We start from the raw sequence: 25358 nt of genomic DNA on the forward strand, positions 1-25358 counted from the left end.
TTGAGGTTACCGGGCGGTACCCCCGTCAGTCTGCATCGACCTTGGCGGATTTCGGAAGAGGTCCTCCGGCAGGCGGGCGAAGCGGGGCCGGGATGGCGACCCGGGCGTCGCGCAACGCCCCGTCTGTTCGGAGCTTGGCAAGGGCGCGTGAAGATGTTGACTTCACGGTGCCGACTGAGATCCCCATTACCTCGGCCGTCTCGGCTTCCGAGAGATCCTCGTAATAGCGCAGCACCACCACCGCGCGCTGGCGGCGCGGAAGCTGGGCGAGCGAGTTCCAGACCGTGGAGCGCAGTTCGATCTCCGCCGGGCCGGTGTCCTCCCAGACCTGCTCGGGGAGCTGGTCGGTGGGGTATTCCTCGACCCGGCGCTTGCGCCACCAGGAGGTCTGGGTGTTCACCAGCACTCGGCGGACGTATCCGTCGAGCGCGCCTTTGTCCTGGATGCGGTTCCATGACAGGTACGTCTTGGCCAGCGCGGTCTGCAACAGATCCTCGGCGTCGGCGCGGTTCCCGGTCAGGAGGTAGGCGATCCGCAGCAACGCTCCGGAGCGTTCCGTGACATAGCGAGAGAACTCCTGGTCTCTGTCCGCCGTCACGCCCCAACGTTATGCCGAGGAGACGCCGGGATGACAATCGAGGGTTGTCCCGACCGGTGTGGATCTGGAAGTTGTGGGCAGCGCACAGAAATCACGGCTTGTTCTTAGTAGATGCCCTACCGCTGGGCTCCAGTATTGAGTACCGTTTGCGCAACGATCCCACCACATCAGTGGACATTGATCACGTACAGCACAGCGGACACAGCGGCATCAAGGGCCGCCTCATTTCCGAGCTTTTCGAGCCGAGGCGGGCGATACAGGGTGAATAAGAGCAGGGTTCCGGATTCGCACTCCGGAGAACGGTCAGGCAGCCGATGAGCGTCGCGTACGGCGAGCAGCAGAGGAACAGCTCGGCTCTTGGCGCGGCCGGGACCGGCGGACATCGCGAGCTGGAGCGCCAGTACCACGTCGTACTGCAGGACACCCTGGGCGTCCCGGCGCTGGGCTTCCGCGAGGGCACCTGGTTCCGCCTGACCGTGACCGGTCCGCAGCCGCTGCAACTGCGCGGTGCGATCCGGACCTGCCCGCACGCCGCCGGGTCGATCGTGCAGATCGCCTGCTGGTGGATGCGGGAGAACCCGATGCAGCCGCGGTCCCTGGACCTGGCCACCGAGCTGGCGCTGACGGTCGGCGAACTGGTGCGGGTGTGCCCGGCCGACGGGCTCGGTACCACCTCGATGGATCTGCTGCCGATGGCGATGGCCGCGGTGGCGCAGAGCGGTCCGCCGGTGCCCTCGGCGCCGGCGCTGCCGAGCGGGTCGAGCGGGTACTCGGCGGCCGGTTCGGGATTCGGATCGACGCCGGCGCTGGGATCGTCGGCGTCCTCGTCGGCATCGAGCGACGCCTTCGGCGCCAGCCCGGCGTTCGGCTCGCAGAGCGCGCTCAGCAGCTCCGGGTCGTACAGCACCGGCAGCGAGAACCTGTACGGCAGCGGATCGAGCGCGGCGTCCGGCTACGGGGCGAGGAGCGGGTACGGCCAGACGACCGGCGGCTACGGCTCGACCAGTGCCTACGAGTCCGCGAACGGATCGAGCGCCACGTCCACCGGCGGCTACAGCACGCCCAGCACCTACGGCTCGTCGTCGACTGACGCCTACGGCTCCTCGACCAGCGCGTACAGCTCTGGCACGAACAGCTACGGCACGAACGGTTACGGCTCTTCCACGAGTTCTGCGACCGGCTACGACACCGCTTCGAGTTCGGCGGGCGGCTACGGCTCCGGAACGTACGCCACGGTTCCGGATCCGCTGAACCAGTCTTCTTACGCGACGTCCGCAGACCCGCTGGCTCAGAGTTCGTACACGTCCTCGGATCCGCTGGGTCAGACCTCGTATTCGGAACCCAACCCCTACGCGAACTCTCCGGACCCGCTGGGACAGGGCTCTTACTCGACCGGCTCCTACGCGGCCGGCACCTCCTACGACGCCGGCACCTCCTACGCCGCCGGCAGCTCCTACGACGCGGCTCAGACCTCGTATCTGCCCGCCGCCACCGGCGTGAGTCCGGCCGACAGCGGTTGGTTCGAATCCGCGGACGGGACCGGGACCGGGGGGTTCCCCGTGGTGCCGCCCGCCCCGGTCATGGGCCGGCCGGTGCCGAGTGCGCCGCGGCCCGTGCCGCCGGCTCCGGTCTCGGGTCAGAAGCCTTACTCGGGTGCCGGATCCGGCTCGGGTTCGGGACGCGGCTACAACGGCGGCGCGACACAGCAGGCCGCGTTGCCGCCGGCCAACCGCGGCCGCGAGGGCAATCCCCGGGAGAAGCCGGGCGGCGCCGACTGGGAGCCGCGGGCCGCGGCCCCGCGTCGGCCCGTCGCCGGTACCTCGCACCAGCCGCGCCCGCAGCAGCAGGCGGCCGCTCCGCGTCCGGTTCCGGGCACCGGCGCCGGCGGTGGCCAACAGCAGCAGCCGCGTCCGCGTCCCCAGCAGCCCCGCGACGGCTACGGCCGCCCCGCCGAGCCGCAGGATCCGGGCCGTTCCAGCGACCGCAACGGCGTTCCGCCGCGCCGCCCCGCCCCCAACGCGCAGCCGCGGGGGACGATGGGGCGTCGGCCGGCGAGCCGGCCCGGTCGGCCCTCGGACCGGTAGGAACGATCACCGGTAGGAACGATCATCTGACGTCGAGCGGGCCGCCGAACCGAACGGCAGCCCGTCGGCGGCGGTCCGGCATCGGCCAGAGGCTGGTCCAGCGCCGGTCCGGCGACGCGTCCGGCCCCGCGTCCGGCGTCAGCCCAACGCCGCGACCGGCGCGTCCAGCACGTTCAGGTCGACGTTCAGCCGCTTCCCGCCATAGGTCTCGTTGTGGCCGCCCTGGTACTGCTTGATCCGGCGCGGCCCGGGCCAGTACTTGTCGTTGAGGGTCGGGTCGCCGAACAACCGCGGCACCTTGTCCCAGTGCGCGTACCACGCCACGTCCGCGCGATAGGCCGCCCCGCTGTCGTACACCAGCGCCATGTCCGCGATCGCCCCCTGGGAACTGCTGTAGATCCCTGAGACGAACCCGCGGGCGTGCAACTGGTCGGTCCACGCGCTCAGGAACGCCTGGACGTCCTGGGTGCAGCCGGTGTCGTTGCGCGGGTAGTACTCCATGTCGAAGTAGATCGGGCTGCCCGGGGCGATGCCGAAGTGGGCCGCGCGGTTCGCCGCGTCGTTCGCCGCCTCCTGCCCCTGGGTCCAGCGCCGGCTGCGGGCGATCAGCGCCGGGTGCCCGCCGCCGGGGTCCTTCCAGCACGGCGCCTGGAGGCCGACGTAGATCGGGAAGAACTTCCAGCCCTGCTTCGCCACCGTCTGGAGCCAGCCCGGAGTGAGGTTGCCGTCCGGGCAGGCGCGGTCGATGCCGCCGATGTAGATGCCGACCGCGTGGTACGGCGAGGCGCCGGCCCAGGCCTTCATGGCGTCGGTGGACGGGGCCGCGCAGGTGTCGAAACCCAGCCCGTCGTACATCGCGGCGGCCTTGATCGCCCGGTCGGGGACGCGGGAGCGGGTCCGGGGCGCGGTCTCGGGCTGTTCGTCGGCGTAGTCGGCGGAGCTCTTATAACTCCGGGTCCGGGTCACCTTGCCGTCCGAGGCGATCCGCACGGTGTCCGTGCGGCCGACGGCGCCGGCCGGGCAGGTCTGGTCCGGCCCCGGGTCGCCGAGGTACACCGCGTTCCGGTCATACCTGATACAGGTATGCGGATCGGCCGCCAGATCGTGGACCGGCCAACTCACCGGGACCTCGACCGTGCTCCCCGCGAAGCTCACCGTCTTGAGCCCGGACAGCGGACCGACCGCGGCGTAGGCCGCGTCACCGCAGCTCAGGGTCAGGACGGCGGTCAGGACGGTGAGGCGGAACAGGCGCATGACGGACCGCATACCCGCCGTTGTGCCAGTGATCACTCAAAGGAACTCCGGCGGCCCAATCGTCGGATCAGCTGACCGGCCGCTGGCGGAATACCCCTAGGGGGTACAGTGTTGCCGACGATGAGAGACTGAAGTCCGTCTGCGAAGCGGAGGCAGCGATGGCGGAGACCACCTTGGAGGTGCCGGCCGAGTCCGGTCCCCTCAGCGATGTCGAGTTGGCCATCGGCGGCATGACCTGCGCGTCCTGCGCCGCACGGATCGAACGCAAGCTGAACAAGCTGGACGGCGTCAGCGCGACCGTGAACTACGCGACCGAGAAGGCCAAGGTCAGCTTCCCGGCCGACTATCAGCCCGCGGACCTGGTCGCCGTGGTCGAGGCGGCCGGCTACACCGCCGCGCTGCCCGAGCCGCCGGCGTCGCCCGTGGCTGAAGACGGCGAGCCGGCGCCTCTTAAGACGGTGCAGACCGCCGCCGAGTTGGAGGACGAGCGCCGGGCCGTCGTACTGCGCCAGCGCCTGACCACCGCGGTCGTGTTGTCCGTGCCGGTGGTGCTGATGGCGATGATCCCGGCCTTCCAGTTCCGGAACTGGCAGTGGGCCTCGCTGACGCTGTCCGCCCCGGTGGTCACCTACGCCGCCTGGCCGTTCCACAAGGCCGCCTGGATCAATCTGCGGCACCGCGCGGCGACCATGGACACCCTGGTGTCGGTCGGCGTCTCGGCGGCGTTCCTCTGGTCGCTATGGGCTCTGTTCTTCGGCGACGCCGGGATGCCGGGGATGAAGCACGGCTTCGACTTCGCCATCTCCCGCACCGACGGCTCCGGGTCGATCTACCTGGAGGCGGCCTCGGGCGTGACCGCGTTCATCCTGGCCGGGCGGTACTTCGAGCACAAGGCGAAGCGGCGCTCCGGCGCGGCTCTGCGGGCCCTGATGACGCTCGGCGCGAAGGACGTCGCGGTGCTGCGCGACGGCGTCGAGGTGCGGATCCCGATCGGCGGCCTGGCCGTCGGCGACCGGTTCGTGGTGCGGCCCGCTGAGAAGGTGGCCACCGACGGGGTGGTCCAGGAGGGCCGCTCGGCGGTCGACGCCTCGATGCTCACCGGCGAGTCGGTCCCGGTGGACGTCGCCCCCGGCGACGCCGTCACCGGCGCGACCGTGAACACCGCGGGCCGGTTGGTGGTGCGGGCCACCCGGGTCGGCGCCGACACCCAGCTGTCCCGGATGGCGAAGCTGGTCCAGGAGGCGCAGAACGGCAAGGCCGCGGCCCAGCGGCTGGCGGACAAGATCTCCGCGGTCTTCGTCCCGACGGTCATCCTGTTGTCCCTGGCCACCCTGGCCTTCTGGTTGCTGCTCGGTTCCGGCGGCGTCGCGACCGCCTTCGCCGCCGCGGTCAGCGTCCTGATCATCGCCTGCCCCTGTGCCCTGGGCCTGGCCACCCCGACCGCGCTGATGGTCGGCACCGGCCGCGGTGCGCAGCTCGGTGTCCTGATCAAGGGCCCGGAGGTGCTGGAGAACACCCGCAAGGTGGACACCATCGTGCTGGACAAGACCGGCACCGTCACCACCGGCGCCATGGCGCTGGTCGGCGTGGCGGTCGCCGAGGGCGAGTCCGAGTCCGAGGCGCTGCGGCTGGCCGGGGCGCTGGAGCACGCCAGCGAGCACCCGATCGCCAAGGCGGTCGCGGCCGCCGCGGCCGAGCGGACCGGCGCGCTGCCCGAGGTCGAGGGCTTCGAGAACGTCGAGGGCCTGGGTGTGCAGGGCGTGGTGGACGGGCACGCGGTGGTCGTCGGCCGGGAGAAGCTGCTCGCCGAGTGGGCCCAGCACCTGTCCCCGGAACTGGCCGCGGCCAAGGCCGAGGCCGAGGCGGCGGGCCGCACCGCGATCGCGGTCGGCTGGGACGGCCGGGCCCGCGCGGTGCTGTCGGTGGCCGACGCGGTGAAGCCGACCAGCGCCGAGGCCGTCCGCGAACTGCGGGCCCTGGGCCTGACCCCGGTCCTGCTCACCGGCGACAACGAGACCGTGGCCCGCGCGGTGGCCGCCGAGGTCGGCATCGACGAGGTGCTGGCCGAGGTCCTGCCGGTCGGCAAGGTCGAGGCCGTCAAGCGGCTCCAGGCCGCCGGCCGGGTGGTGGCCATGGTCGGCGACGGCGTCAACGACGCGGCCGCCCTGGCCCAGGCCGACCTGGGCCTGGCCCTGGGCACCGGCACCGACGCCGCGATCGAGGCCGGCGACCTGACCCTGGTCGGCGGCGACCTGCGCACCGCGGCCACCGCGATCCGCCTGTCCCGCCGCACCCTGCGCACCATCAAGGGCAACCTGCTCTGGGCCTTCGGCTACAACGTCGCGGCCCTGCCCCTGGCCGCCGCCGGCCTGCTGAACCCGATGATCGCCGGCGCCGCGATGGCCTTCTCATCGGTCTTCGTGGTGAGCAACAGCCTGCGCCTGCGGCGGTTCCACTAGCGATTCACCGGCGGCTCGGCCGGAGCCGGACAGGCCGAAGCCCCGCAGACCCCCCTGGTGTCTGCGGGGCTTCGCTGTGTGCGGTGTGGATCAGGCCTTCGGGTTGTACTTGGTGTTCATCCCGGCGAGCTGGCCGCCGATCAGCGTGGCGTAGTTGTCCTGAGCGAACTGGTCGACCGCCTTGGTCCCGCCGAAGATGTAGGCGTTGGTGGCGTACGGGGCCCAGCCGGCCAGCCACTGCTGCTCCACCGGGGAGATCCCGCTCACCGGGTCCACCAGCAGCAGCGGGCCACCGTTCTGGCCCATGAAGGCACCGCCGGACAGGGCGTCCGGCCAGGTCAGACCGGTGGCGAAGCCGACCGAGGAGGGGCCGACGCCGTTGATCCGTCCCCAGCCGTTGAAGAACGTCTTCGCGACCAGGTACGAGGTGTCATACCGGGTCGCGCCGACCAGGGCGGTGTGCTGGATGCCGACGCTGGTGAGTGCGGCGTCCGCCTGCCCGCCGACGCCGTAGACCGGCGGGGTGCCGTAGGTGGTGTCGTGGGCCTTGACCTGCGCCAGGTAGGCCGCCGTGGAAGCCGGCATCTTCTTGTCGTCGGTCAGCACCACGACGCCGTTCATGGGGCTGTTGTACCCGCCGGACTCCGCCACGGCTCCGGCCGAGAGCGCGTCGGGGGCGTTGTCGCCGGTGGCGACCAGGACCCGGTTCGGCTGGTTCCAGCCGGTCTCGGCGATGGACCGGCCGACCTGCTCGGCGATGGCCACCGAGGTCGCGTAACGGTCGGCTCCGGCGATCCGCTTGACGGTGTACCCCATGCTCTTCACCGCGTTGTACACCGCCGGGGACAGTGCTTGCTCGCCGCCCAGCACGTACACGGTCTTATTGCTGCTTGCCGGGCCGAGCACTCGGGAGATCTCAGCCTTCACCGAGCTGTCCAAGTGGGCGGTGGGGGTGAGCAGCAGTGGCCCCAGCTCGCTGACGGCCAGGGTGCTGCCGCCGAGCGCGTCGGCGAACTGGTCGTCGCGGCTGAGCACGACCGACTGGGCCGCTGCGCCCTTCCACTGGGCCTGCGAGGCGGCGACCGCGGTGCCGATCCGGTCGGCGCCGGCCAGGCGGGTGACCGTGTCCTTGTTCAGCGGCTGGTAGTTCGGCAGGCCGGGCTTGCTCGACTCCTGGCGCTGCCCGCTGCCGTCGGGGGCGATGGACTCCACGTCGTCCGGGACGCCGTTGGTGGCGGTGCGTCCCTCGAACGCGATCCGGGTGCCGTCCGGGGAGAAGGCCGGGAAGAGGTGGTCGCGGGCCTCGCTGGTGATCTGCTTCGGGGTGCCGGCCGGGGTCTGGCTGTCCTGGCCGTTCCACGCGACGGTCCAGATCTGCTCGTGGCCGGCGGAGTCCTTGCGGTCGAAGGCGATGGTCTTGCCGTCGGGCGAGATGGTCGGCGAGGTGCCGTCCGTGGCGGCCAGGATCGGCCCGCCGCTGCCGCGGCCGAAGGAGTCCTGGACCCAGATCTCGTCCTGGTTGGTGGTGGCGTTGTGGTGCTGGAAGACCAGGCTCTGCCCGTTGGAGTCGGGCGCTGTCTCGGTGCCCTTGGGCATCTTCGAGACCAGGGCGCTCAGCGGATCGGTCTCCTTCACCGGGTCGCCGGCCGGGGTGTAGGTCGGGATCGCCGTCAGCTTCGAGACGCCGTTCACCGTCTCGGAGAACACGATGGCCGCGCCGTTGTCGAAGAACGTCGGGTGCGAGCGCGCCACCCCGGGCTTGGCCGGGTCGACGACCAGCGGCGCACCGCCGGGCGTGTTGTGCGTGATGATCGCGCCGCTGCCGTCGGCGTAGACGTACCGGCTGCCGTCGGGCGCGAAGGACCCCATGTCCAGGGTCAGCGGCGAGTTCGCCGGCCCCTGGTAGGTCGCGTGGGCCGCGGCGCCGAACCCGACGACGCTGGCGACGGAGCTGGCGAGGACGGCTGTGGCCGCCAAGGACTTCCTGAACGACGAGCTACGCATGTGCTTCTCCCCTGGGCACGCGGGTTCTTCAGAACCCTGTCACCCCGTACGACGCGGCGCCGGTGGAACGGTTGAGCGGCGTTACCGACTCGTTACAATCCGCTGAGCATCGGCTGGTCTGGCGCTGCGGTCCGGCGGCAACCGACCACCACCGCGGACGCGTCCTCACCGGTAATGCCGTCCGTCGCGGCGTGCTCGGGTAGCCTGGCCCCGCAGTCCACGTCCATAACCGGAGAACCCATGCGTCTATCCCTGGTCGTCCCGTGCTTCAACGAAGAAGCGGTTTTGGCGAGGCTCCACGAGGTTGTCCGTGCTGAGACTGCGGGGATAGCGGACGAGGTGGAGCTGGTCTTCGTCGACGACGGCTCCTCCGACGGCACGCTGGAGCTGCTGAAGAAGATCGCGGCGCAGGACCCCGGGGCCAAGTACGTCTCGCTGAGCCGCAACTTCGGCAAGGAGCCGGCGATGCTGGCCGGCCTGAAGCGGGCCAGCGGCGACGCGGTGATCATCATCGACGCCGACCTGCAACACCCGCCGGAGCTGCTGGGCCGGATGGTCGACCTGCACAAGCAGGGCTACGACCAGGTCATCGCGCAGCGGGGCCGGGAGGGCGACAAGAAGCTCAAGAGCCTGGTCGCCAAGACCTACTACAAGCTGATCAACAAGATGGTCGACGTCGAGCTGGTGAACGGCGTCGGCGACTTCCGGCTGTTGTCCCGGCGCGCGGTCGACGCCCTGCTGGAGATGCCGGAGTACAACCGCTTCTCCAAGGGCCTGTACGCCTGGATCGGCTTCGACTCGGTCACCTTCAATTACCGCAACGTGGTGCGCGAGGCCGGGGAGACCAAGTGGTCCTTCCGGCAGCTGCTGGACTACGGCGTGGACTCGCTGCTGTCGTTCAACAACAAGCCGCTGCGCCTGGCGATCTACCTCGGCTTCCTGTTCTTCAGCATCTCCTTCGCCTACATGGTGTGGATCATCGTGAGGGCGATCTTCTACACCACCACCCCCGGTTACGTCACCACGATCGCGGCCATCGTCGGCATCGGCGGCCTACAGATGTTCACTGTGGGCGTGATCGGCGAGTACGTCGGGCGCATCTACTACGAGTCCAAGAAACGGCCGCACTACCTGGTCAAGGAAACCGAGTCCGGCCCGCTGCGGCACCAGAGTGACTTCTTGGCCATCTCCGGGGACCACCGTTCGGCGCCGACGCCGGTGCGGACCCCGGCGGCCGCGGCCGGGACCCCGGAGCAGCCGCCGCTGGACCAGAGCGACCCGGTCAACGGCGTCCCCGGGGCGCGTGAGCTGAACGGAATCCAGTGACCACGACCGACTCCGGAACGATCGGCGCTCGTCCGCGCCTGTCCGCGCGCAGTCTGCTCCCGCGGCCCGCCGCGATCCGGCGCAATCTGTACCTGGTTCTGGCCTTCGTGATCCCGTCGGTGCTCTACGCGGGGATACTCGCCTCCCGCGGGATCTACCCGTTCGACCCGCACGGCACCTACACGGTGTTCATGAGCGACCTGAACAACCAGTACGCGCAGTTCTACTCGTACTTCGACCAGGCGCTCACCGGGCACGGCTCGCTGCTGTTCACCTGGCGCGCCGACGGCGGCATGAACTTCTGGCCGATCGTCGCTTATTACCTGACCAGCCCGTTCGGCCTGCTGACGCTGTTCGCCTCGGACCACCGGCTGCCGATGATGATCGCCTTCGCCACGGTGCTGAAGCTCGGCGCCGCCGGGCTCGCGATGGCGCTGTTCCTGCGCAAGTTCCGCGGCGAAGCGGGGCAGGGGCGTGACTCGGCGGTGAACAAGGCCGTGATCGTGGCGCTGTCCACGGCCTACGCGCTGGGCGCCTGGTCGCTGATCTACGCCTTCAACGTCATGTGGCTCGACGCGCTGTACCTGCTGCCGTTGGCGCTGCTCGGCGTGGAGCGGCTGCTGGCCAAGGGCCGCGTCACCTTGCTGGCCGTCGCCGTCGGGCTGAACCTGATCATCGACTTCTACACCGGCGCGATGATCGTCGTGTTCGTCTGCATGTACGCGCTGGCCCGCTACGTGGGTGTGCGCGAGCGCTTCGAGCGCGCCGACTTCCTGCGCACCGCCGGGAAGTTCGTCATGGCCGGGGTGATCGGCGGCCTGCTGGCTGCCGCGTTCATCCTGCCGACGTATCTCGGCGGCCTGAAGCAGAAGACCACGTTGCACGCCGCCTCCTCGGGCGCGGCCCCGCCGAAGCCGTTGCTGTCGGTGCTGGTGCGGTTCCTCGGCGGGTCCGCGGATACCGGGCAGCTGACTCCGAACGTGGGAGCCGCGACCCTGATCGTGGTGCTGGTGCCGCTGTTCTTCCTGCTGAAGGGCATCAAGCGGTCCGAGCGGATCGCGTTCGGCGCCATCCTGGCCTTCCTGGTCCTGGCGATGGAGGTCAAGCCGCTCTACCTCCTGATGCACGGCGGCCAAATGCCGAACGCCTTCCCTTGGCGGTTCACGTTCCTGATCACCGCGCTGCTGGCCTTCATGGCCTTCCGGGCCTGGGTCGGCGTCGACTCGGTGAAGCAGATCAAGTGGCTCGGCGCCAGCGCCGTGTTCTGGCTCGTGATCCTGTACTGGGGACGCCAGAGTTACCCGTGGATCATCCGGCCGCGGGTGGCACAGTTCGACGCGCTGATCCTGGTCGCCGGCACCGCGGTGCTCGCCTTCGCGCTGTACCTGCGGGTGCGGCCGGCCGACGAGCCGCTGTCCAAGCGCCTGGCCTGGATGCCCAAGCGGCTGGCCACCCCGAAGGCCGCCGCCGTGGTCGCCGTGGCGGTGCTGGCCGTGGACGCCTCCGGCTCGGCCGAACTGATCGGTCAGAAGTCGATCGGCAAGCTGGGCCCCAGCAACAGCTCGGCGACCTGGTCCAACTGGTACAGCTCGCCCACGACCTCCTACGGGACCGCGCTGTCCTCGCTCCAGCCGAGCAACGACCAGTTCTTCCGGGCCGAGGGCTACGACCAGAACCTGCGCAGCACCAACGACAGCCTGCGCTACGGCAACTTCGGCTTCACCCACTTCTCCTCGCTGTCCTCCGGCAAGCTGCACGAGACGATGCAGGACCTGGGCTTCGCGCACCACGAGGCCGACGTCTGGTCCGCGCACACCGGCGCCACGCTGTTCACCGACGCGCTGCTGGGCTACCAGTACCTGGTCGGCACCACGCGGGAGACGACCGACGGCACCATCGACCGCCTCGACTCGACGTTGCAGAAGACCTACGACAACACCGCCCCGGCCAAGCCGGGCAAGACGGTGACGCCGGACGTCACCACGGTCTACAAGATCAACAGCACGCTGCCGGTCGGCTTCCGGCTCACCGGCCCGGACCTGACGGACTTCACCGCGCCGCTGCCGCAGAACTCACCCTTCGCCGCGCAGGAACAGGCGTTCGGCATGCCGGGCGCGTTCCAGTCGATGTGCGGCAGCCCGACCATCACCGCCAGCCCGGGGGTGACGGTCACGCCCGGCGGCGACGGCACGGTCTCGGTCAAGATCCCGGCCAAGGCCCGCGCCGACAAGCAGCTCTACAGCGACAAGATCGTGTGGCACTGCCAGGCCTCGGGCCCGCGCCAGGTCTACCTGTACGCGCCGAACGCCATGCCGACCGGCCTGTCCTACGCCCGGCTCGACAGCTCGGACCGGCCGGCCCCGCTGAACGTCTCGGACCCCTCGAAGGACAAGACGAACATCGCCTACCCCGGCGGCTTCGACAACGGCTTCCAGGATCTCGGCAGCGTCCAGTCCGGCAGCTTCACGGTCACGATGCTCAGCGATGCCCTGACGCAGGGGAACACCTACAAGGTGCCCGCCAACCCGATCCGCGGCCTGGATCCGACGGCGGTGGACGCGAAGCTGGCGCAGCTGCGCAGCGGCGGCGTGACCGACGTGCACTGGAACAGCACCGGCATTTCGGCCACCACCACCGGCGACAGCGCGGCGACCGTCTTCCTGTCGGTCCCGACCATCCCGGGCTGGTCGGTCACGGTCGACGGCAAGTCGGTGAAGACCACCAAACTGCTCGGCTCCTTCACCGGCGTCCCGGTCCCGGCCGGCACCCACCGGATCTCGATGTCGTTCTCCCCGCCGGGGCTCTACGCGGGTATCGGCGGCAGCACCGTGGGCCTGCTGGCGCTGGGCGGCGTCTGGTGGTTCCAGCGGCGTCGCGCGGCCCATCAGAGCGCTGCCACGCCCGCTGCGGGCCGGGGCGCCGGTGAGTCGGTTCCCCAGGATGTGCTGTCGTGACCAACCTCATCAGGACCCTGGCGAAGAACACGTTCGTCCGTTACGCCTTCAGCGGCGGCTCGGCGCTGGTGACCGAGGAGGTCGTGCTGTACCTGACGCACGGCTTGGCGAAGTTCCCGCTGTGGCTGGCCACCGGGTTGGCGTACCTCATCGCGTTCGGTGTCAACTTCTCCATCAACCGGATGCTGACGTTCGCCGAGCACGGCGCGCGCGACGGCGCGATGCGCAAGCAGACCGTGCGCTTCGCGCTGCTGGTCTCGGTGAACCTGGGCGTCACGCAGGTGCTGATGTACTCGCTGACCGGGGCCGGGGTGAACTACCTGATCGCCAAGCCGCTGTCGACGGTGGTCATCACGCTCTACAACTTCTGGCTCTACAAGCACTGGGTGTTCAAGCCGGAGGGCCAGAGGGCTCAGCCCGGGCTGGCCGAGCCCGGCGAGGTCGCCGGGACCCGGCCCGCGCCGGAGGCCGGCGTCAGCGCTTGAGTCGCGTCAGGGCTTGAGCTGCTTCAGGGCTTGAGTCGCGTCAGCGCGTGAGCTGCGTCAAGGCTTGACCACCCGGTAGCCCAGGTGCACGACCCCGTTGCCGGGACGAACCGATGTCTGCTCCAGCTCGTACGGCGCCCCCTTCAGGTTGTCGAAGAACCGCGTGCCCGCGCCGAGCATCGCGGCCACCAGGTCCACGGTCAGCTCGTCCAGCAGGCCCTCGTTCAGCGCCTGCCGGGTCAGGTCGGCGCTGCCGATGACCACGGTCCGCCCGCCGCCCAGCTCGCGGCCCCTGGCGATCGCGGCGGCGATCCCGCCCTCGGTGACGAAGTGGACCGAGCGGCCCGCGTACTCCCAGTCCGGCGGGACGCTGTGGGTCAGCACCACGACCGGCACGCCGAGCGGGTGGGTGCCGTGCCAGCCCTCGGCCGCCTCGAAGGACCGACGGCCGTAGACGATGGCGCCGATCGAGTCCTTGGCGCCCTGCAGGTCCTGCGCTTCGTCGGCGTCGGTCTTGTACTCCCAGTCGTGGTCGCCGTCGGTCCCGGTGACCACCTCACCCCGGCTGTACCAGCGGAACAGCGTGTCGACGCCGTCGGTGGGGTGGTTGACGAAACCGTCGAGGGACATGGACATGTTGGCGGTGACCGTGCTCATCGGTGACTCCTCTTTGGACGCTTCGGACTGTCTTCAGGAAAGCGTCGAGCGGGCCGCGTCGCATTCGACACGGCCCGCTCGTTTTCCCTGAACTATCTCTGCGCGGCCCTCAGACCTGCGGTTTTGCCAGGCCGAGGGTCAGTGGATGCTCACCAGGTCCCACTGCCCCGGATAGCTGAAGCTGTTGCCCAGCGCCGTCGCCGCGGCCGGCGAGATCGCCGAGGTGCCGCCGACCAGGGTCGCGGTGGTGATCGGGTTGCTCTTGCCGCCGAGGTAGTAGCCGGTCGGACCGGGCAGCACCTTCGGGTCGGTCAGCAGGAGCGGCACGCCGCGGTGCGCGGCCATCGCGCCGCCGGAGAGCGCGTCCGGCCAGTTGGCGCCGGAGGCGACGACCACCGAGGTCGGCAGGTACGAGAACCGGCCGGCGACCGCCGCCGCGGTGCCGTAGCGGTCCGCGCCGAACAGCGGGATGAAGTCCTGCCCGTTCTGCCAGGACGGGAACGCGGTGTGCACCGCGGTCACGGCCTTGCCGCCGATGCCGTACATCTTGGTGGCGTTCGGGTCCAGGCCGTCCAGGTAGCTCCGGGTGGCCTGCGGAAGGTTCGCCCCGTTGCTCAGGACCACCACGGCGCCGTCGTGCGAGATGTCACCGGGCTGCGGGGCCGGGGCACCGGGGGTGATGGTCTGCGCGCTGATGCCGAGCGCCCCGGCTGCCGCCCCGGCCGCCAGCGCGTCGGGGAAGTCGGTGCCGGTGGCCACCAGGACGCTGGAGGGCGGACCGTTGGGCGAGATGGCGTGCGCGATGCTCACGGCGGTGGCGAACCGGTCGTAGCCGGCGATCCGGCGCGGCACGAATCCGTTGGCGGCGATGGCGTTCTGCACGGCCGGGGACAGCGCCTGCGTTCCGCCGAGCAGATACACCGTCGAGCCCGGCGTCAGGATCCTGTGGAGCTCCTTCATCGTGCTCGGGTTCATCGCCTTGGTCCCGGTCAGCAGCAGCGGGCCGTCGGCCTGGGCGGCCAGCGCCGAGCCGCCGAGCGCGTCGGCGAAGGTGTCGTCCCGGCTCAGGACCGCGGCCTCGGCCTGGTCCCGTCCGGGGGTGGCACAGCCGTGGCAGTCGAAGGTGCGCACGCTGGCCAGCACCGCGGTGATGTCCCGGTCGAACCCGGCCAGCCGCTCGACCGTGCCCCGGCTGGCCTGGCCGACGTCGAACCAGTCGGTGTCGATGTTCAGGGTGACGCCGCCGTAGCTCTCGTCGTGGCCGCCCTGCGTCTGGTGCACCCGCTGGTGGTTCGCCCACTGGGACGGCTTCACGTTGGGGTCCTCGGTGGTGTTGGTGTTGTCCCAGGCCGCGATGTCGATCACGTCCGGCGAACTGGCGCCGTAGGCCGCGGACTGGTCCTTGATGCCGGTGCTGGAGCTGGAGTACCACCCCGCGCGGAAACCGTTGCGGTGCAGTTCCTGCGTCCAGCCCTGCGAGTAGGCGATGACCAGCTGGGAGTAGCTGGAGTCGTAGTTCTCCATGTCGTCATAGAGCACCGAAGCCGGCGGGAAACCCAGGCCCCGCGCCAGATTCGCGGCGTCGTCGGCCTCGGCCGAGCCGAGCGCGAAGGCGCTGCCCGTGTTGAGCGTGGTGAAGTCGCTCTGGTAGTTGCCGCTGGCGTCCTTGTACTGCGCCTGGCTTCCCACATACAGCGGCAGGAAGCGCCAGCCGTTCGCGGCCTGGCGGCCCACCCACTGCTTGGTCAGGTTCGCCGTGTTCTGCGGCTTGCACCCCGGCGCGTATCGCAGACCCCCGAGATAGATGCCCACCGCGCGATAGGGCGACTGCAACCAGGCGTCCATCGAGGCGTTGTCAGGAGCCCAGCAGGGATCGAAGCCGGCGCCGGAGTAGACGGTGCTGGGCACCGCCTGCGGCACCGGCGGACTCGCCGTCGCGGTGAGCAGCCAGGTGGCCAGTCCCGCCATGGCCAATGCGGTCGCACAGACCGCTGCCGTGACCCGCTTGGGCCATCGATGGAACAACGCAGACACCTGACTTACACCCCACCCTTGGTTGTGCGAAGCAAACGGCGCGGGCTCGAACGAGCCCGCGCCGCCGCCATCGGCTTATTGCGGCCGCCGGAGGCCTCAGACCGCCGGGTTCGACGGATAGTCCACCCCGCCGGCTCCGGCGATCAGGCCGCCCACCGCCTTATCGACGCTTCCAGGCACCGCGGCCGTTCCACCGAAGATGCCGACCGTCGTGAATTGGCCGTTGTTCTGCTTCAGCCACTGGGCGACCTCGGGGGTGGCCCCGGTCTTCGGGTTCACCAGTAGCAGCGGGCCGTCCAGCTCGCCCATCTCGGCGCCGCCGGACAGGGCGTCGGCCCAGTTCATGCCGGTCGCCAGCCCGGCGGCATCGGCCCCGCCGAAGAAGTACCGCGCGACGAAGTACGAGGTCTCATACCGGTCCACGCCGGACAGCCCGAGGAAGGAGCCGGCCTGGTACCCGGCCGGGATCCAGTGCGAACCCAGCGCCGTGGTGGCCTGCCCGCCGATGCTGTCCAGCTCGATGAAGTTCGCCGGCTTGGAGTGGTCCGCGTTCAGGTTGGTGCGGGCCAGCAGCGGCGCCAGGTAGTCGGTCGTCGCCTTCGGCATCACCTTGTCGTCGGTGAGCAGCACGACCGCGTTCTTGCCCTGGTGCGCGTTGATCGCACCGGCCGCCGCGCCCGCGGACAGCGGGTCGGCGTAGCCCTCGCCGGTGGCCACCAGCACGTAGTCGGGGGCGGCACCCCCGGTGATGGTGTTCGCGATGCCGACGGCGGTCGAGAACCGGTCGTCGCCGCCGACCCGCTGCACCTTGTAGTGCAGGGCGGCCAGAGCGTTCGCCACGGCCGGGGAGAGCGCCTTGACGCCGCCGAGCACGTAGACGGTCTTCGAGCCGTCGCCGGGGCCCAGCACCCGCTGGATCTCGGCCTGGACCGCACCGTTCAGGCCGGCGGTCTGGGTCAGCAGCAGCGGGCCGCCGACCTTGGCCGCCAGCGCCGAACCGCCCAGGGCGTCGGCGAACTGGTCGGAGCGGGACAGCACGACCGCGTTCGCGTGCGGGCCCGCGGCGCCGGGGGCCGCCCACGCCGACTGGGAGGCCTTGATCGCGGTGCCCAGCCGGTCGGTGCCGGCCAGCCGGATCACGTGGTCCTTGACGTTCGGCTGGAACGCCGGCTCGCCGGCGCTCTTGGCACCGGCGACGATCGGGGTGAAGGTCGTGGTCGCGGCCGCGCTGGCCGGGACGGACATCGTGTCCCAGGTGCCGGGGGAGCCGTACTGGAACACCAGGCTGCCGCCGTCCGGCGTCCAGACCGGGTTCTGGAGGGAGATCAAGGCACCGGTCCGTGCGGTTACCTGGTGCGGGGCGGCCAGTGCGCCGCCGGTGTTGGCGCTGGGCACCGTGAAGAGGTTCGTAGCCGGCTGGGTGGTGGTTTGTGGTGGGGCCCAGATATTGACGTAAGCGACTGTGGCGCCGTTGGGGGACAGAGACGGATTGGTGCCGTTGGCGACGGTGTACGGCACGGAGCCCGGCTTGGACAGGTCCATGACCCGGATCTGGCTTCCCGTGGACGTGTCCTGCTCGAAGACCAGGGTCGAGCCGACCGCGTCGGGGTGCGTCAGGTCCGCGTTCGGGACCTGCAGGAGTATCCGGACGCTCGGCGACCCGTTGCCGTCGGTCTGGAGGCCGTCACCATACGCCGACATCAGCATGGCGTAGCCGCCGTTGGCGCCCTTGGACGACTCCGACCAGACCACCTGCGACCCGCCGTCGATCCACGCCGGGTGGCTGCGGGTGGTGCCGTTGGGCGCCGCCGGGGCGATCATCTGCGCGGCCCCGCCGGGGACGCCGGCCATGACCGCGCCGTCGGTCGGGTCGATCCAGGCCGCCCGGGCCCCGGTCGGCGACCAGGCCAGGTCGTTGGCCTTCGGGGCGCCGCTGACCGCGTACTTGGTCCCGCCGACGTTGGCGGTGCCGCCGGCCGTCCCGCCCCAGTTGCCGGACAAGGTCAGGTTCGCGATCCCGTTCGGGCTCGCCGTCGTGGCGTGCGCCGCCGGGGCGAACATCGAAGCCGCGGCGGCCACCGAGGTGGCTATCGTCGCGGTCAGCGCCAGCGGCCGGCGCGCGGAAGAGTCAGACATGGGTGGCTCCTTGGCCTGTCGTCAGCGCGGCCTGCACCCGCCTACCGGGCACCTCCCCTGAGCCCGCAGACCAGGCATGTCCCCGGCTACGGCATGCCGCAGCGATGACGGTAGGCCATGTGAGCGAATGCGTGCTCTTATCCCCCGACGATACGTAGACAGAAATCATCATTGCGCCCCGGACAGATTCGCCGATTTGCGGCCAACTGGTGGTTCAGGTTCTGATGGGACGCATGACGCATCCTGGGACAGCCGTGACCGAGCCGCTCTCCGGCCTCACGTCAGCCCAGGTCGCGCAGCGGGTAGCGGCCGGCGAGGTGAACGACGTCCCGGCCCGGACCTCCCGTTCGATGTCCGAGATCGTGCGTTCGAACGTGCTCACGCCGTTCAACGCCATCATCGGCGCGCTGTTCGTGATCGAGCTGACGGTCGGGCCGATCCAGGACGCGCTGTTCGGTTTCGTCATCGTCGCCAACTCCGCGATCGGCATCCTGCAGGAGTGGCGGGCCAAGCAGACCCTGGACTCGCTGGCCGTGGTCGGCCAGGCCCGGCCCCGGGTCCTGCGCGACGGCGCCGAGCAGGAGATCGAGGCCGCGCGGATCGTGCTGGGCGACGTGATCGTGCTCGGCCCCGGCGACCGGGTGGTGGTGGACGGCAAGGTGGTGCGCGCCGACGCCCTGGAGGTGGACGAGTCGCTGCTCACCGGCGAGTCCGACTCGGTGCTCAAGCACGGCGCCGACGCGGTGATGTCCGGCTCGTTCGTGGTGGCCGGCAGCGGGGCCTTCGAGGCCACCAAGGTCGGGCACGAGGCCTACGCCGCCAAGCTGGCCGAGGAGGCGCAGAAGTTCACCCTGGTCAACTCCGAGCTGCGCTCCGGCATCAACAACATCCTGAAGTACATGACCTGGCTGATGGTCCCGGCCGGGATCTTGCAGGTGGTGACCCAGCTGCACCGGGCCGGCGGGGTCAAGTCCGGGATCAGCCGCAGCATCGCCGGCCTGGTGCCGATGGTCCCGGAGGGCCTGGTGCTGCTGACCTCGGTGGCGTTCGCGGTCGGGGTGATCCGGCTGGGCCAGAAGAACTGCCTGGTGCAGGAGCTGCCGGCGATCGAGGGCCTGGCCCGGGTGGACACCGTGTGCCTGGACAAGACCGGGACGCTGACCGAGGGCGGTATGGCCTTCGACGAGATCCAGGAACTGCCGGGCGCGGCCGGGGCCGGGGCGGACGTGCCGACGGTGCTGGCCGCCCTGGGAGCGGCCGAGGAACGGCCGAACGCCACGATGCAGGCGGTGATCGAGCGGTTCCCGGGCCCGGCCGCCGGCTGGACCCCGGCCCAGATCGCGCCGTTCTCCTCGGCCCGCAAGTGGTCCGGGGTCACGTTCGCCGACGGCCGGGGCACCTGGCTGCTCGGCGCGCCGGACGTCCTGGGCCGTGGCACGCCGGCCGCGGACGAGGCGGAGAAGCTGGGCGCCACCGGCCTGCGGGTCCTGATGCTGGCCCGGGCCGACGGCCCGGTGGACGCCGTGGCCGACGGCTCGATCGCCCCGGTCGCGCTGATCACCTTGCGCCAGCGCATCCGCTCCGACGCCCGCGCCACGCTGGACTACTTCGAGAAGCAGAACGTCACGCTGAAGGTGATCTCCGGCGACAACGCGGTGTCGGTCGGCGCGGTCGCGGCCTCGCTGAAGCTGCCCGGCGCCGCCGATCCGATGGACGCCCGCACCTTGCCCGAGGGCGAGGCCCACGCCGACGCCTTCGCCGACGACGTCGCCGCGCACTCGGTGTTCGGCCGGGTCACCCCGCAGCAGAAGCGGGAGATGGTGACGGCGCTGCAATCGCGCGGCCACACGGTCGCGATGACCGGCGACGGCGTGAACGACGTCCTGGCCCTGAAGGACGCCGACATCGGCGTCGCGATGGGCTCCGGCGCCGGGGCCACCAAGGCGGTCGCCCAGATCGTGCTGCTGGACGACCGGTTCGCCACCTTGCCGGAGGTGGTCGCCGAGGGCCGCCGGGTGATCGGCAACATCGAGCGGGTCGCGAACCTGTTCCTGGTGAAGTCGGTCTACTCCTTCGTGCTGGTGATCCTGGTCGGCGTCTTCCAGCTCGAATACCCCTTCCTGCCCCGGCACACCACCCTGATCGCCGCCCTGACCATCGGCATCCCGGCCTTCTTCCTGGCTCTGGCGCCCAACTACGAGCGGGCCAGGCCCGGCTTCGTGCGCCGGGTGCTGCGCTTCGCGATCCCGGCCGGCCTGGTCGCCGGAGTCGAGGTCTTCGTCGCGTACTGGGTGGCACGCGGGGAGTCGGACACGCTGGGGGAGGCTCAGACCACTGCGATGGTGTCGCTGTTCGCGTGCAGCCTGTACATCGTGCAGTTGGTGGCGCGGCCGATCGTGTGGTGGAAGATCGTGCTCATCGCCTCGATGGCCTTGTTGTTCGTGCTCTGCGTCGCGGTCCCCTATGGCCGGCACTTCTTCGACCTGCACTTCGGCCCCTGGTACCAGTGGACGACCGGGTTGGTGATCGCGGCGGTGGCCTGCGTCGCGCTGGAGGTGCTGTGGCGGTATCTGAGTGCGCACAGCACCGCCGCGAGGGCGGCACGGGCGGCCGAGGCGGAGTAGCCGCACCGTTTCTCCACAGCACCACAAGCGATTCCGGCCGGCCCGGATCAGCGTAGGACGCCACCGGGACCGGCACTGTCGATACCGCCGGGCGGCGTCCCGGGAAGGACCGGCGGAAGCGTCAGCTACATCCGGCGGCCGTCATCGCGGCCGGGCTGACGCCCGGTGCGATCCCGGCGAGCTTGCACAGCGTGGTGTCGGAGACCTGCCAGTTGCCGGAAGAGGCGTCGTAGACCGCGTCGCCACCGGCGTGCGGCAGCGCCGGCTGGCCGTTGAGCAGGATCGCGAAGTCGACGGTGGCGTGCGTGGGGCTGTCGAAGGTCACGGTGTTGACCTGGATCGACGACTTCTCGCCGCCGGCCGCCGCGGCCAGCGCGGTGAGCAGCGCCTGGACCTTCGCCGCGTTCTGGACCATGGAGGCCTTGGTCGCGGTGCTGATGGTGTTGTCGAAGAACTTGTTGTACGCGTCCTTGACCTGCTGGGTCGCGGCCGCGGGGTCGCTGGGCTGGCCGCCGGCCGGCGCACTGCTGGAACTGCTGCTGGCGGCCGAGGTAGAGGTGGAGCTGCTCGGAGCGCTGGAACCGCTCGAACTGCCGGTGGACGTGCTGCTGCCGCTCGCCGACGGCGAGGATTTGCTGGACGAACAGCCGGCGGCGAGTAGTGCCGCGACGGCGAGGGTGGTGCCGGTTCGGATGAGCCTTGTGCGTCGAGATGTCACGGAGGATCACGCTCCTGAAGAGTATTCCCGGCCTCTTCCACCTGACATACCATCATCTCCAGTAAGGGTCCACAGACACACGAGCCTCATTCGTCGCCGCCGGGAGGTGTGGTGAAGATGTCCCGCCTCGACGATCTTGACCGGCGGAGCCGGGCGGCCCTCGGTGCGGCCCTGGGGTTCGTCGGGGTGTTGTTGCTGGTCGTGGGCTGGTATCTGATCTCCGGCGAGGCGATCGCGGGGAAGCAGCTGCCGTATCTGGCCTCTGCTTCGATACCCGGCGCGGTGCTGGTGGTGTGCGGCTTCGTCTTGGCGGTATCCGGCACTACGGACCCTGATACGGCGCGCAGGATAGCCGAACTGCACGCGTTGCTGACCGAGGCCGTGGACGAGGGCCCGGCCGCGACCGAGCCGACCGCGCCCGATCCGGTGGGGACCGATCCGGTGGAGCCCGAGCCGACCGGGTCCGAGGAGTAGGCGCGCGATGTTCTACGCCGGTCTCGCGATCAACGGACTGGCGATCGGGTGTGTGGCGGCGCTGGCCGCGGTCGGGTTGCTCGCCACCTACCGGGTGACCGGCGTGTTCAACATCGCCTTCGGATCCAACGCGGTGTTCTGCGCCTACGTCATGTGGCAGTGCGTGCGGGTGTGGCACCTGCCGCTGGCCGTGGCGGCCGTGCTGGTGCTGGGGATCGTGGCGCCGGGGGTCGGTCTGGTGCTGGAACGGCTCGTGTATCGGCCGTTGCGGCGCAGCGGCGCGTCCGGGTTGCTGGTGGCTACGCTCGGGGTTCTGGTCCTCCAACTCGGCCTGGTCTTCCTGTTGTGGGGCGGGCGTTCCTACGTCGACGCGCCGTCGTTGCTGCCCGCCGGATCGGTACGGCTGCCGGGGTCGTTGACCCTCCCCTACGCCACCATCGTCGAACTCTGCGTCGTCGCGCTGATCGCGGTGCTGCTGACGTTCCTGTTGCGGGCCACGCGGGTCGGGCTGATGGTGCGGGCCGTGGTCGACGACCGGGATCTGGCCTCCGCGCTGGTCCCCGCCGACCGGCTCGCCGCCGGGGGCTGGGCGTTCGGCTCGTTCCTGGCCGGGGTCGCGGGCGTGCTCTGGGCGCCGATCTACCACCTGGACCCGTACAGCCTGACGCTGACCGTGCTGGAGACGATGGGCGTCGCGGTGCTGGCCCGGCTGACGTCCCTGCCGATCGCGGTGGTGGCGGCGCTGGCGATCGGGATCGCGCAGACCGAGCTGACCGCGGTGCATCCCGCAGCTCGGTGGCAGGGTTTGGTGGACGCGTTCCACACGAACCTGTTCGTGTTGGTGCTGTTCGCGGCGCTGATGGTGTTGCCCCGCTTGGGGATTCGGGATTCCGGTTCGGGCGGCGGGGGACTGCATCGCGAAGGCGCGCGCCGCACGTCCCGGGTCGATCACATCAGCAGGCTGCCACTTGGCGCGCTGTCCTTGGTGCTGGCGCTGCCGCTGTTCTTCGACCCGGCGGATCTGCGGGCCTCGCTGGCCGTCCCGGCGCTGGCCGTGGTCTTCGTGTCGTTGGTGGTCGCCACCGGGTACGCGGGCCAGATCTCGTTGGGACAGGCCGGATACGCCGGGCTCGGGGCGCTGTTCATGGTGAAGCTGGCCGGGGCCGGGGCGCCGTGGCTGCTGGCGCTGTTCCTCGGCCCGCTGTTGGTGGTGCCGCTCGGTTGGCTCACCGGCGCTGTGTTTCTCAATAAAGGCGTCGCCACCCACCGACGCGGGCTCTACCTCGCGTTGGCGACGTTCGCCACGGCCGCCGTGGTCGCGCGCTTCGTGTTCGCGCAGCCGGTGTTCGTCGGCGGCCTGGTGGTCTCGCGCCCGCGCGGCTTCACCGACGACCACTGGTTCTACGCCCTCGAACTCGCCTGCCTGCTCCTCGCGCTGCTGCTGGTCCGCTCCCTGCACACCGGGCCGATGGGGCGCGCGTTGGTGGCGATGCGCGACTCGGAGACGGCGGCCGTGTCCGCCGGCATCGACGTGCGGCTGATGAAGGTGTTCGTGTTCGCCTGCGCGGCGGGCCTGGCCGGGCTCGGCGGCGCATTGACGACGTCGGCGGCGCAGGCGTTCAACCCGACCGACTTCGACCCGGTGCAGGGCCTGGTGTGGTTCGCGGCGGTCGCGGTGTGGGGCGTGGACTCGGCGCTGGGCGCGGTGGTCGGGGCCGCCGCGCTGGTGGCGGTGGACGTCGGGACGGTGTCGGGGGTGTCGAGCCTGCTGATCGGGATCGGCGCGGTGTTGCTGGGGCGGTTCCCCGGCGGGATCGGCGCGGCGGTGCGGCGGGCGGGGGACTGGGCGGTGCGGCCGGTCGAGCGGCCGCTGACCAGGCGGCTGAGCCCGGCCGGGCGCGCGGTGGCGCGTGCGGCGGCCGCGCGGGTACGGGAACGGCCGGTGTCATGAGCGGCGGGCGTGGGTTCAGGGGGATACAGATCAGAGGACTGCGACGCCGGTTCGGCGGCGTGACGGCGGTCGACGACGTGGATCTGGACGTGCCGGCCGGCGCGGTCACGGCGCTGATCGGGCCGAACGGCGCGGGGAAGACGACGTTGTTCCACTGCGTCACGGGCCTGGACGCGGCCGATGCCGGGACGGTGACGCTGGCTCCACATCCTGACCGGCCGACCGTCCTTCTCAGTGGTCTGCCACCGCACGCCCGGGCCCGCGCCGGCGTCGCCTGGACGTTCCAGCGCATCGAACTGTTCGCCGGCCTCACCGTCGCCGAGAACATCCGCGTCGGCGCCGAGAACCGTCGCGGCCGTCCGCTCCTGTCGGGCCTGCTGGGCCTGCCCGACCCGCGCCGCGCCGCCGTCCGCGCCACCACAGTCGCCGTCCTCGAACGCCTCGGCCTCACCCCGCTCGCCGACGTCTCCGCCGGCTCGCTCCCCACCGGCACCATGCGCCTGGTCGAACTCGGCCGCGCGCTGGCCGCCGAGCCCGCCGCACTGCTGCTGGACGAGCCTGCCTCCGGCCTGGACGACCACCAGATCGCGCGCCTCGCCGAGGTCCTGCGCGCCCTCACCGCCGACGGTCTGGCGATTCTCCTTGTGGAGCACGACATTCGCTTCGTCACCGCCGTCGCCGATCGTGCGTACCTGATGGTCGCGGGCCGGGTGCTGCTGTCCGGCACCCCCGATGAGGTGTTCGCGTCCGAGCTGGCCCGCGAGCTCTACGTCGGTGGGTCGTGATGGCGTGATGGGCGGCGGATCCTGATGCTCACCCTCGACGCACTGCGCGTCCGCTACGGCCCGCTGGAGGCGCTGCACGGCGTCAGCCTCACCTTCGCGCAGGGCGAGGTGACGGCTGTCCTGGGTCGCAACGGCGCCGGCAAGTCGACGCTCCTGCGCGCGGTCGCCGGCTACCTGCGTACGTCCTCCGGCCGGATCCACTGGCAGGGCTCCGACATCACTCGCGCCCCGGTCCGCCGCCGCGCCGACGCCGGCGTGATGCTGATCCCCGACGAGGGCGGCGTCTTCCGCACACTGACCGTCCGCGAGAACCTGGACCTGTTCGCCGCGGGCCGCGAGCTCACGCCCGCCTTCGACGCCTTCCCCGATCTCAGGACCCTGTCGCGTCGCCGCGTCGCGCTGCTGTCCGGCGGCGAACAACAGATGCTGGCCCTGTCCCGCGCCCTGCTCGCGCCCTGGCGACTGCTCCTTGTCGATGAGCTCTCGCACGGCCTCGCCCCGGTCCTGGCCACCCGCCTCTACGACGTCCTGGCTGCTCTCGCCACCGCACACCCCGACCGCGCGGTCGTCCTCGCCGAACCCGACCCCCGCGAAGCCCTCGCCCTGGCCGACCGCGTCCACGTCCTGCGCCGCGGCGAACTGGCGGCCACGGGTTCCCCCACCGACTTCGACCCGGCTACCTTGTGACCATGTTGCGTCCTGCAAGCTGTCCCAGACCGGCGGGTGTGAGTCCCGCCTGGGTAAGCACCGGAGCGCCCAGTAGCAGGCCCTGGTTCGTCGGAGAGATCTGGCGGGCTGAGCGGGGTGTCGAAAGC

Annotated in this window: 18 protein-coding genes; 10 read left to right on the forward strand and 8 right to left on the reverse strand. The window is 70.7% G+C overall.

What is annotated here, in order from left to right:
• Nucleotides 1–25 precede the first annotated feature (25 nt).
• Nucleotides 26–598, reverse strand: a complete 573-nt coding sequence (locus IZR01_RS06410; RefSeq protein ID WP_194892952.1) for a SigE family RNA polymerase sigma factor — start codon at nucleotides 596–598, stop codon at nucleotides 26–28.
• A 314-nt stretch (nucleotides 599–912) separates the two neighbouring features.
• Here IZR01_RS06410 and IZR01_RS06415 point away from each other — a divergent pair, with 314 nt between their 5' ends.
• On the forward strand, nucleotides 913–2682 hold the full coding sequence (locus IZR01_RS06415; protein ID WP_194923251.1) for a hypothetical protein: 1770 nt from the start codon (nucleotides 913–915) through the stop codon (nucleotides 2680–2682).
• Nucleotides 2683–2820: 138 nt separating this feature from the next.
• Here IZR01_RS06415 and IZR01_RS52130 read toward each other — a convergent pair whose 3' ends face one another.
• Complete coding sequence (locus IZR01_RS52130) at nucleotides 2821–3936, reverse strand: DUF1906 domain-containing protein (protein ID WP_194892950.1); 1116 nt, start codon at nucleotides 3934–3936, stop codon at nucleotides 2821–2823.
• Between the two features lie 158 nt (nucleotides 3937–4094).
• On the opposite strand from IZR01_RS52130, the gene IZR01_RS06425 reads away from it, so the two are divergent.
• On the forward strand, nucleotides 4095–6395 hold the full coding sequence (locus IZR01_RS06425) for a heavy metal translocating P-type ATPase (RefSeq protein ID WP_194923252.1): 2301 nt from the start codon (nucleotides 4095–4097) through the stop codon (nucleotides 6393–6395).
• 90 nt (nucleotides 6396–6485) lie between these two features.
• Here IZR01_RS06425 and IZR01_RS06430 read toward each other — a convergent pair whose 3' ends face one another.
• A complete protein-coding gene (locus IZR01_RS06430) occupies nucleotides 6486–8399 on the reverse strand; it encodes a cell wall-binding repeat-containing protein (RefSeq protein ID WP_194923253.1) in 1914 nt (637 codons plus the stop codon).
• Nucleotides 8400–8491: 92 nt separating this feature from the next.
• Nucleotides 8492–8641 (reverse strand): hypothetical protein, encoded by a 150-nt coding sequence (locus IZR01_RS06435; protein WP_194892947.1) that lies wholly within the window; start codon nucleotides 8639–8641, stop codon nucleotides 8492–8494.
• Between IZR01_RS06435 and IZR01_RS06440 the strand changes: the two genes are divergently transcribed.
• The 3 genes from IZR01_RS06440 to IZR01_RS06450 are packed head-to-tail and all read left to right on the forward strand — an operon-like array spanning nucleotide 8640 to nucleotide 13164.
• A complete protein-coding gene (locus IZR01_RS06440; protein WP_194892946.1) occupies nucleotides 8640–9725 on the forward strand; it encodes a glycosyltransferase family 2 protein in 1086 nt (361 codons plus the stop codon). The genes IZR01_RS06435 and IZR01_RS06440 overlap by 2 nt on opposite strands.
• A complete protein-coding gene (locus tag IZR01_RS06445) occupies nucleotides 9722–12679 on the forward strand; it encodes a YfhO family protein (RefSeq protein ID WP_194923254.1) in 2958 nt (985 codons plus the stop codon). Before IZR01_RS06440 ends, IZR01_RS06445 begins: the two co-directional genes overlap by 4 nt.
• On the forward strand, nucleotides 12676–13164 hold the full coding sequence (locus tag IZR01_RS06450) for a GtrA family protein (protein WP_194923255.1): 489 nt from the start codon (nucleotides 12676–12678) through the stop codon (nucleotides 13162–13164). The genes IZR01_RS06445 and IZR01_RS06450 overlap by 4 nt, the downstream gene beginning before the upstream one ends.
• Nucleotides 13165–13221: 57 nt before the next feature.
• Here IZR01_RS06450 and IZR01_RS06455 read toward each other — a convergent pair whose 3' ends face one another.
• The 3 genes from IZR01_RS06455 to IZR01_RS06465 all read right to left on the reverse strand — a co-directional run bounded on the left by IZR01_RS06455 (nucleotide 13222) and on the right by IZR01_RS06465 (nucleotide 17991).
• Nucleotides 13222–13821, reverse strand: coding sequence for a dihydrofolate reductase family protein (locus tag IZR01_RS06455; protein WP_194892943.1), 600 nt, complete (start codon nucleotides 13819–13821; stop codon nucleotides 13222–13224).
• 138 nt (nucleotides 13822–13959) lie between these two features.
• Complete coding sequence (locus tag IZR01_RS06460) at nucleotides 13960–15789, reverse strand: glycoside hydrolase domain-containing protein (protein WP_194923256.1); 1830 nt, start codon at nucleotides 15787–15789, stop codon at nucleotides 13960–13962.
• Nucleotides 15790–15951: 162 nt separating this feature from the next.
• A complete protein-coding gene (locus IZR01_RS06465) occupies nucleotides 15952–17991 on the reverse strand; it encodes a cell wall-binding repeat-containing protein (RefSeq protein ID WP_194923257.1) in 2040 nt (679 codons plus the stop codon).
• Nucleotides 17992–18224: 233 nt separating this feature from the next.
• Between IZR01_RS06465 and IZR01_RS06470 the strand changes: the two genes are divergently transcribed.
• Nucleotides 18225–20615: an HAD-IC family P-type ATPase gene (locus IZR01_RS06470; protein ID WP_194892940.1), complete on the forward strand. Its 2391-nt coding sequence runs from the start codon at nucleotides 18225–18227 to the stop codon at nucleotides 20613–20615.
• 121 nt (nucleotides 20616–20736) lie between these two features.
• Here IZR01_RS06470 and IZR01_RS06475 read toward each other — a convergent pair whose 3' ends face one another.
• On the reverse strand, nucleotides 20737–21333 hold the full coding sequence (locus IZR01_RS06475; protein ID WP_194892939.1) for an MTB12 C-terminal domain-containing protein: 597 nt from the start codon (nucleotides 21331–21333) through the stop codon (nucleotides 20737–20739).
• A gap of 117 nt (nucleotides 21334–21450) precedes the next feature.
• On the opposite strand from IZR01_RS06475, the gene IZR01_RS06480 reads away from it, so the two are divergent.
• Genes IZR01_RS06480 through IZR01_RS06495 form a run of 4 tightly spaced genes read left to right on the forward strand, consistent with a single transcriptional unit; the run spans nucleotide 21451 to nucleotide 25230 of the window.
• Nucleotides 21451–21807: a hypothetical protein gene (locus tag IZR01_RS06480; protein WP_194892938.1), complete on the forward strand. Its 357-nt coding sequence runs from the start codon at nucleotides 21451–21453 to the stop codon at nucleotides 21805–21807.
• 7 nt (nucleotides 21808–21814) lie between these two features.
• Complete coding sequence (locus IZR01_RS06485; protein ID WP_194923258.1) at nucleotides 21815–23758, forward strand: ABC transporter permease subunit; 1944 nt, start codon at nucleotides 21815–21817, stop codon at nucleotides 23756–23758.
• Nucleotides 23759–23817: 59 nt separating this feature from the next.
• Nucleotides 23818–24543: an ABC transporter ATP-binding protein gene (locus IZR01_RS06490; protein ID WP_323746928.1), complete on the forward strand. Its 726-nt coding sequence runs from the start codon at nucleotides 23818–23820 to the stop codon at nucleotides 24541–24543.
• A gap of 24 nt (nucleotides 24544–24567) precedes the next feature.
• Complete coding sequence (locus IZR01_RS06495; RefSeq protein WP_194923260.1) at nucleotides 24568–25230, forward strand: ABC transporter ATP-binding protein; 663 nt, start codon at nucleotides 24568–24570, stop codon at nucleotides 25228–25230.
• Nucleotides 25231–25358: the final 128 nt, after the last annotated feature.

Source organism: Catenulispora pinisilvae (genome assembly GCF_015356865.1).
In the GTDB taxonomy this organism is placed as follows: Bacteria; Actinomycetota; Actinomycetes; order Streptomycetales; family Catenulisporaceae; genus Catenulispora; species Catenulispora pinisilvae.

What these genes read in the sequence shown, in the direction of transcription:
- IZR01_RS06415 (WP_194923251.1), top strand. Translation starts at nt 913, where the DNA reads ATGAGCGTCGCGTACGGCGAGCAGCAGAGGAACAGCTCGGCTCTTGGC.
- IZR01_RS52130 (WP_194892950.1), bottom strand. Translation starts at nt 3,936, where the DNA reads ATGCGCCTGTTCCGCCTCACCGTCCTGACCGCCGTCCTGACCCTGAGC.
- IZR01_RS06425 (WP_194923252.1), top strand. Translation starts at nt 4,095, where the DNA reads ATGGCGGAGACCACCTTGGAGGTGCCGGCCGAGTCCGGTCCCCTCAGC.
- IZR01_RS06430 (WP_194923253.1), bottom strand. Translation starts at nt 8,399, where the DNA reads ATGCGTAGCTCGTCGTTCAGGAAGTCCTTGGCGGCCACAGCCGTCCTC.
- IZR01_RS06440 (WP_194892946.1), top strand. Translation starts at nt 8,640, where the DNA reads ATGCGTCTATCCCTGGTCGTCCCGTGCTTCAACGAAGAAGCGGTTTTG.
- IZR01_RS06435 (WP_194892947.1), bottom strand. Translation starts at nt 8,641, where the DNA reads ATGGGTTCTCCGGTTATGGACGTGGACTGCGGGGCCAGGCTACCCGAG.
- IZR01_RS06455 (WP_194892943.1), bottom strand. Translation starts at nt 13,821, where the DNA reads ATGAGCACGGTCACCGCCAACATGTCCATGTCCCTCGACGGTTTCGTC.
- IZR01_RS06460 (WP_194923256.1), bottom strand. Translation starts at nt 15,789, where the DNA reads ATGGCGGGACTGGCCACCTGGCTGCTCACCGCGACGGCGAGTCCGCCG.
- IZR01_RS06465 (WP_194923257.1), bottom strand. Translation starts at nt 17,991, where the DNA reads ATGTCTGACTCTTCCGCGCGCCGGCCGCTGGCGCTGACCGCGACGATA.
- IZR01_RS06470 (WP_194892940.1), top strand. Translation starts at nt 18,225, where the DNA reads ATGACGCATCCTGGGACAGCCGTGACCGAGCCGCTCTCCGGCCTCACG.
- IZR01_RS06480 (WP_194892938.1), top strand. Translation starts at nt 21,451, where the DNA reads ATGTCCCGCCTCGACGATCTTGACCGGCGGAGCCGGGCGGCCCTCGGT.
- IZR01_RS06485 (WP_194923258.1), top strand. Translation starts at nt 21,815, where the DNA reads ATGTTCTACGCCGGTCTCGCGATCAACGGACTGGCGATCGGGTGTGTG.
- IZR01_RS06495 (WP_194923260.1), top strand. Translation starts at nt 24,568, where the DNA reads ATGCTCACCCTCGACGCACTGCGCGTCCGCTACGGCCCGCTGGAGGCG.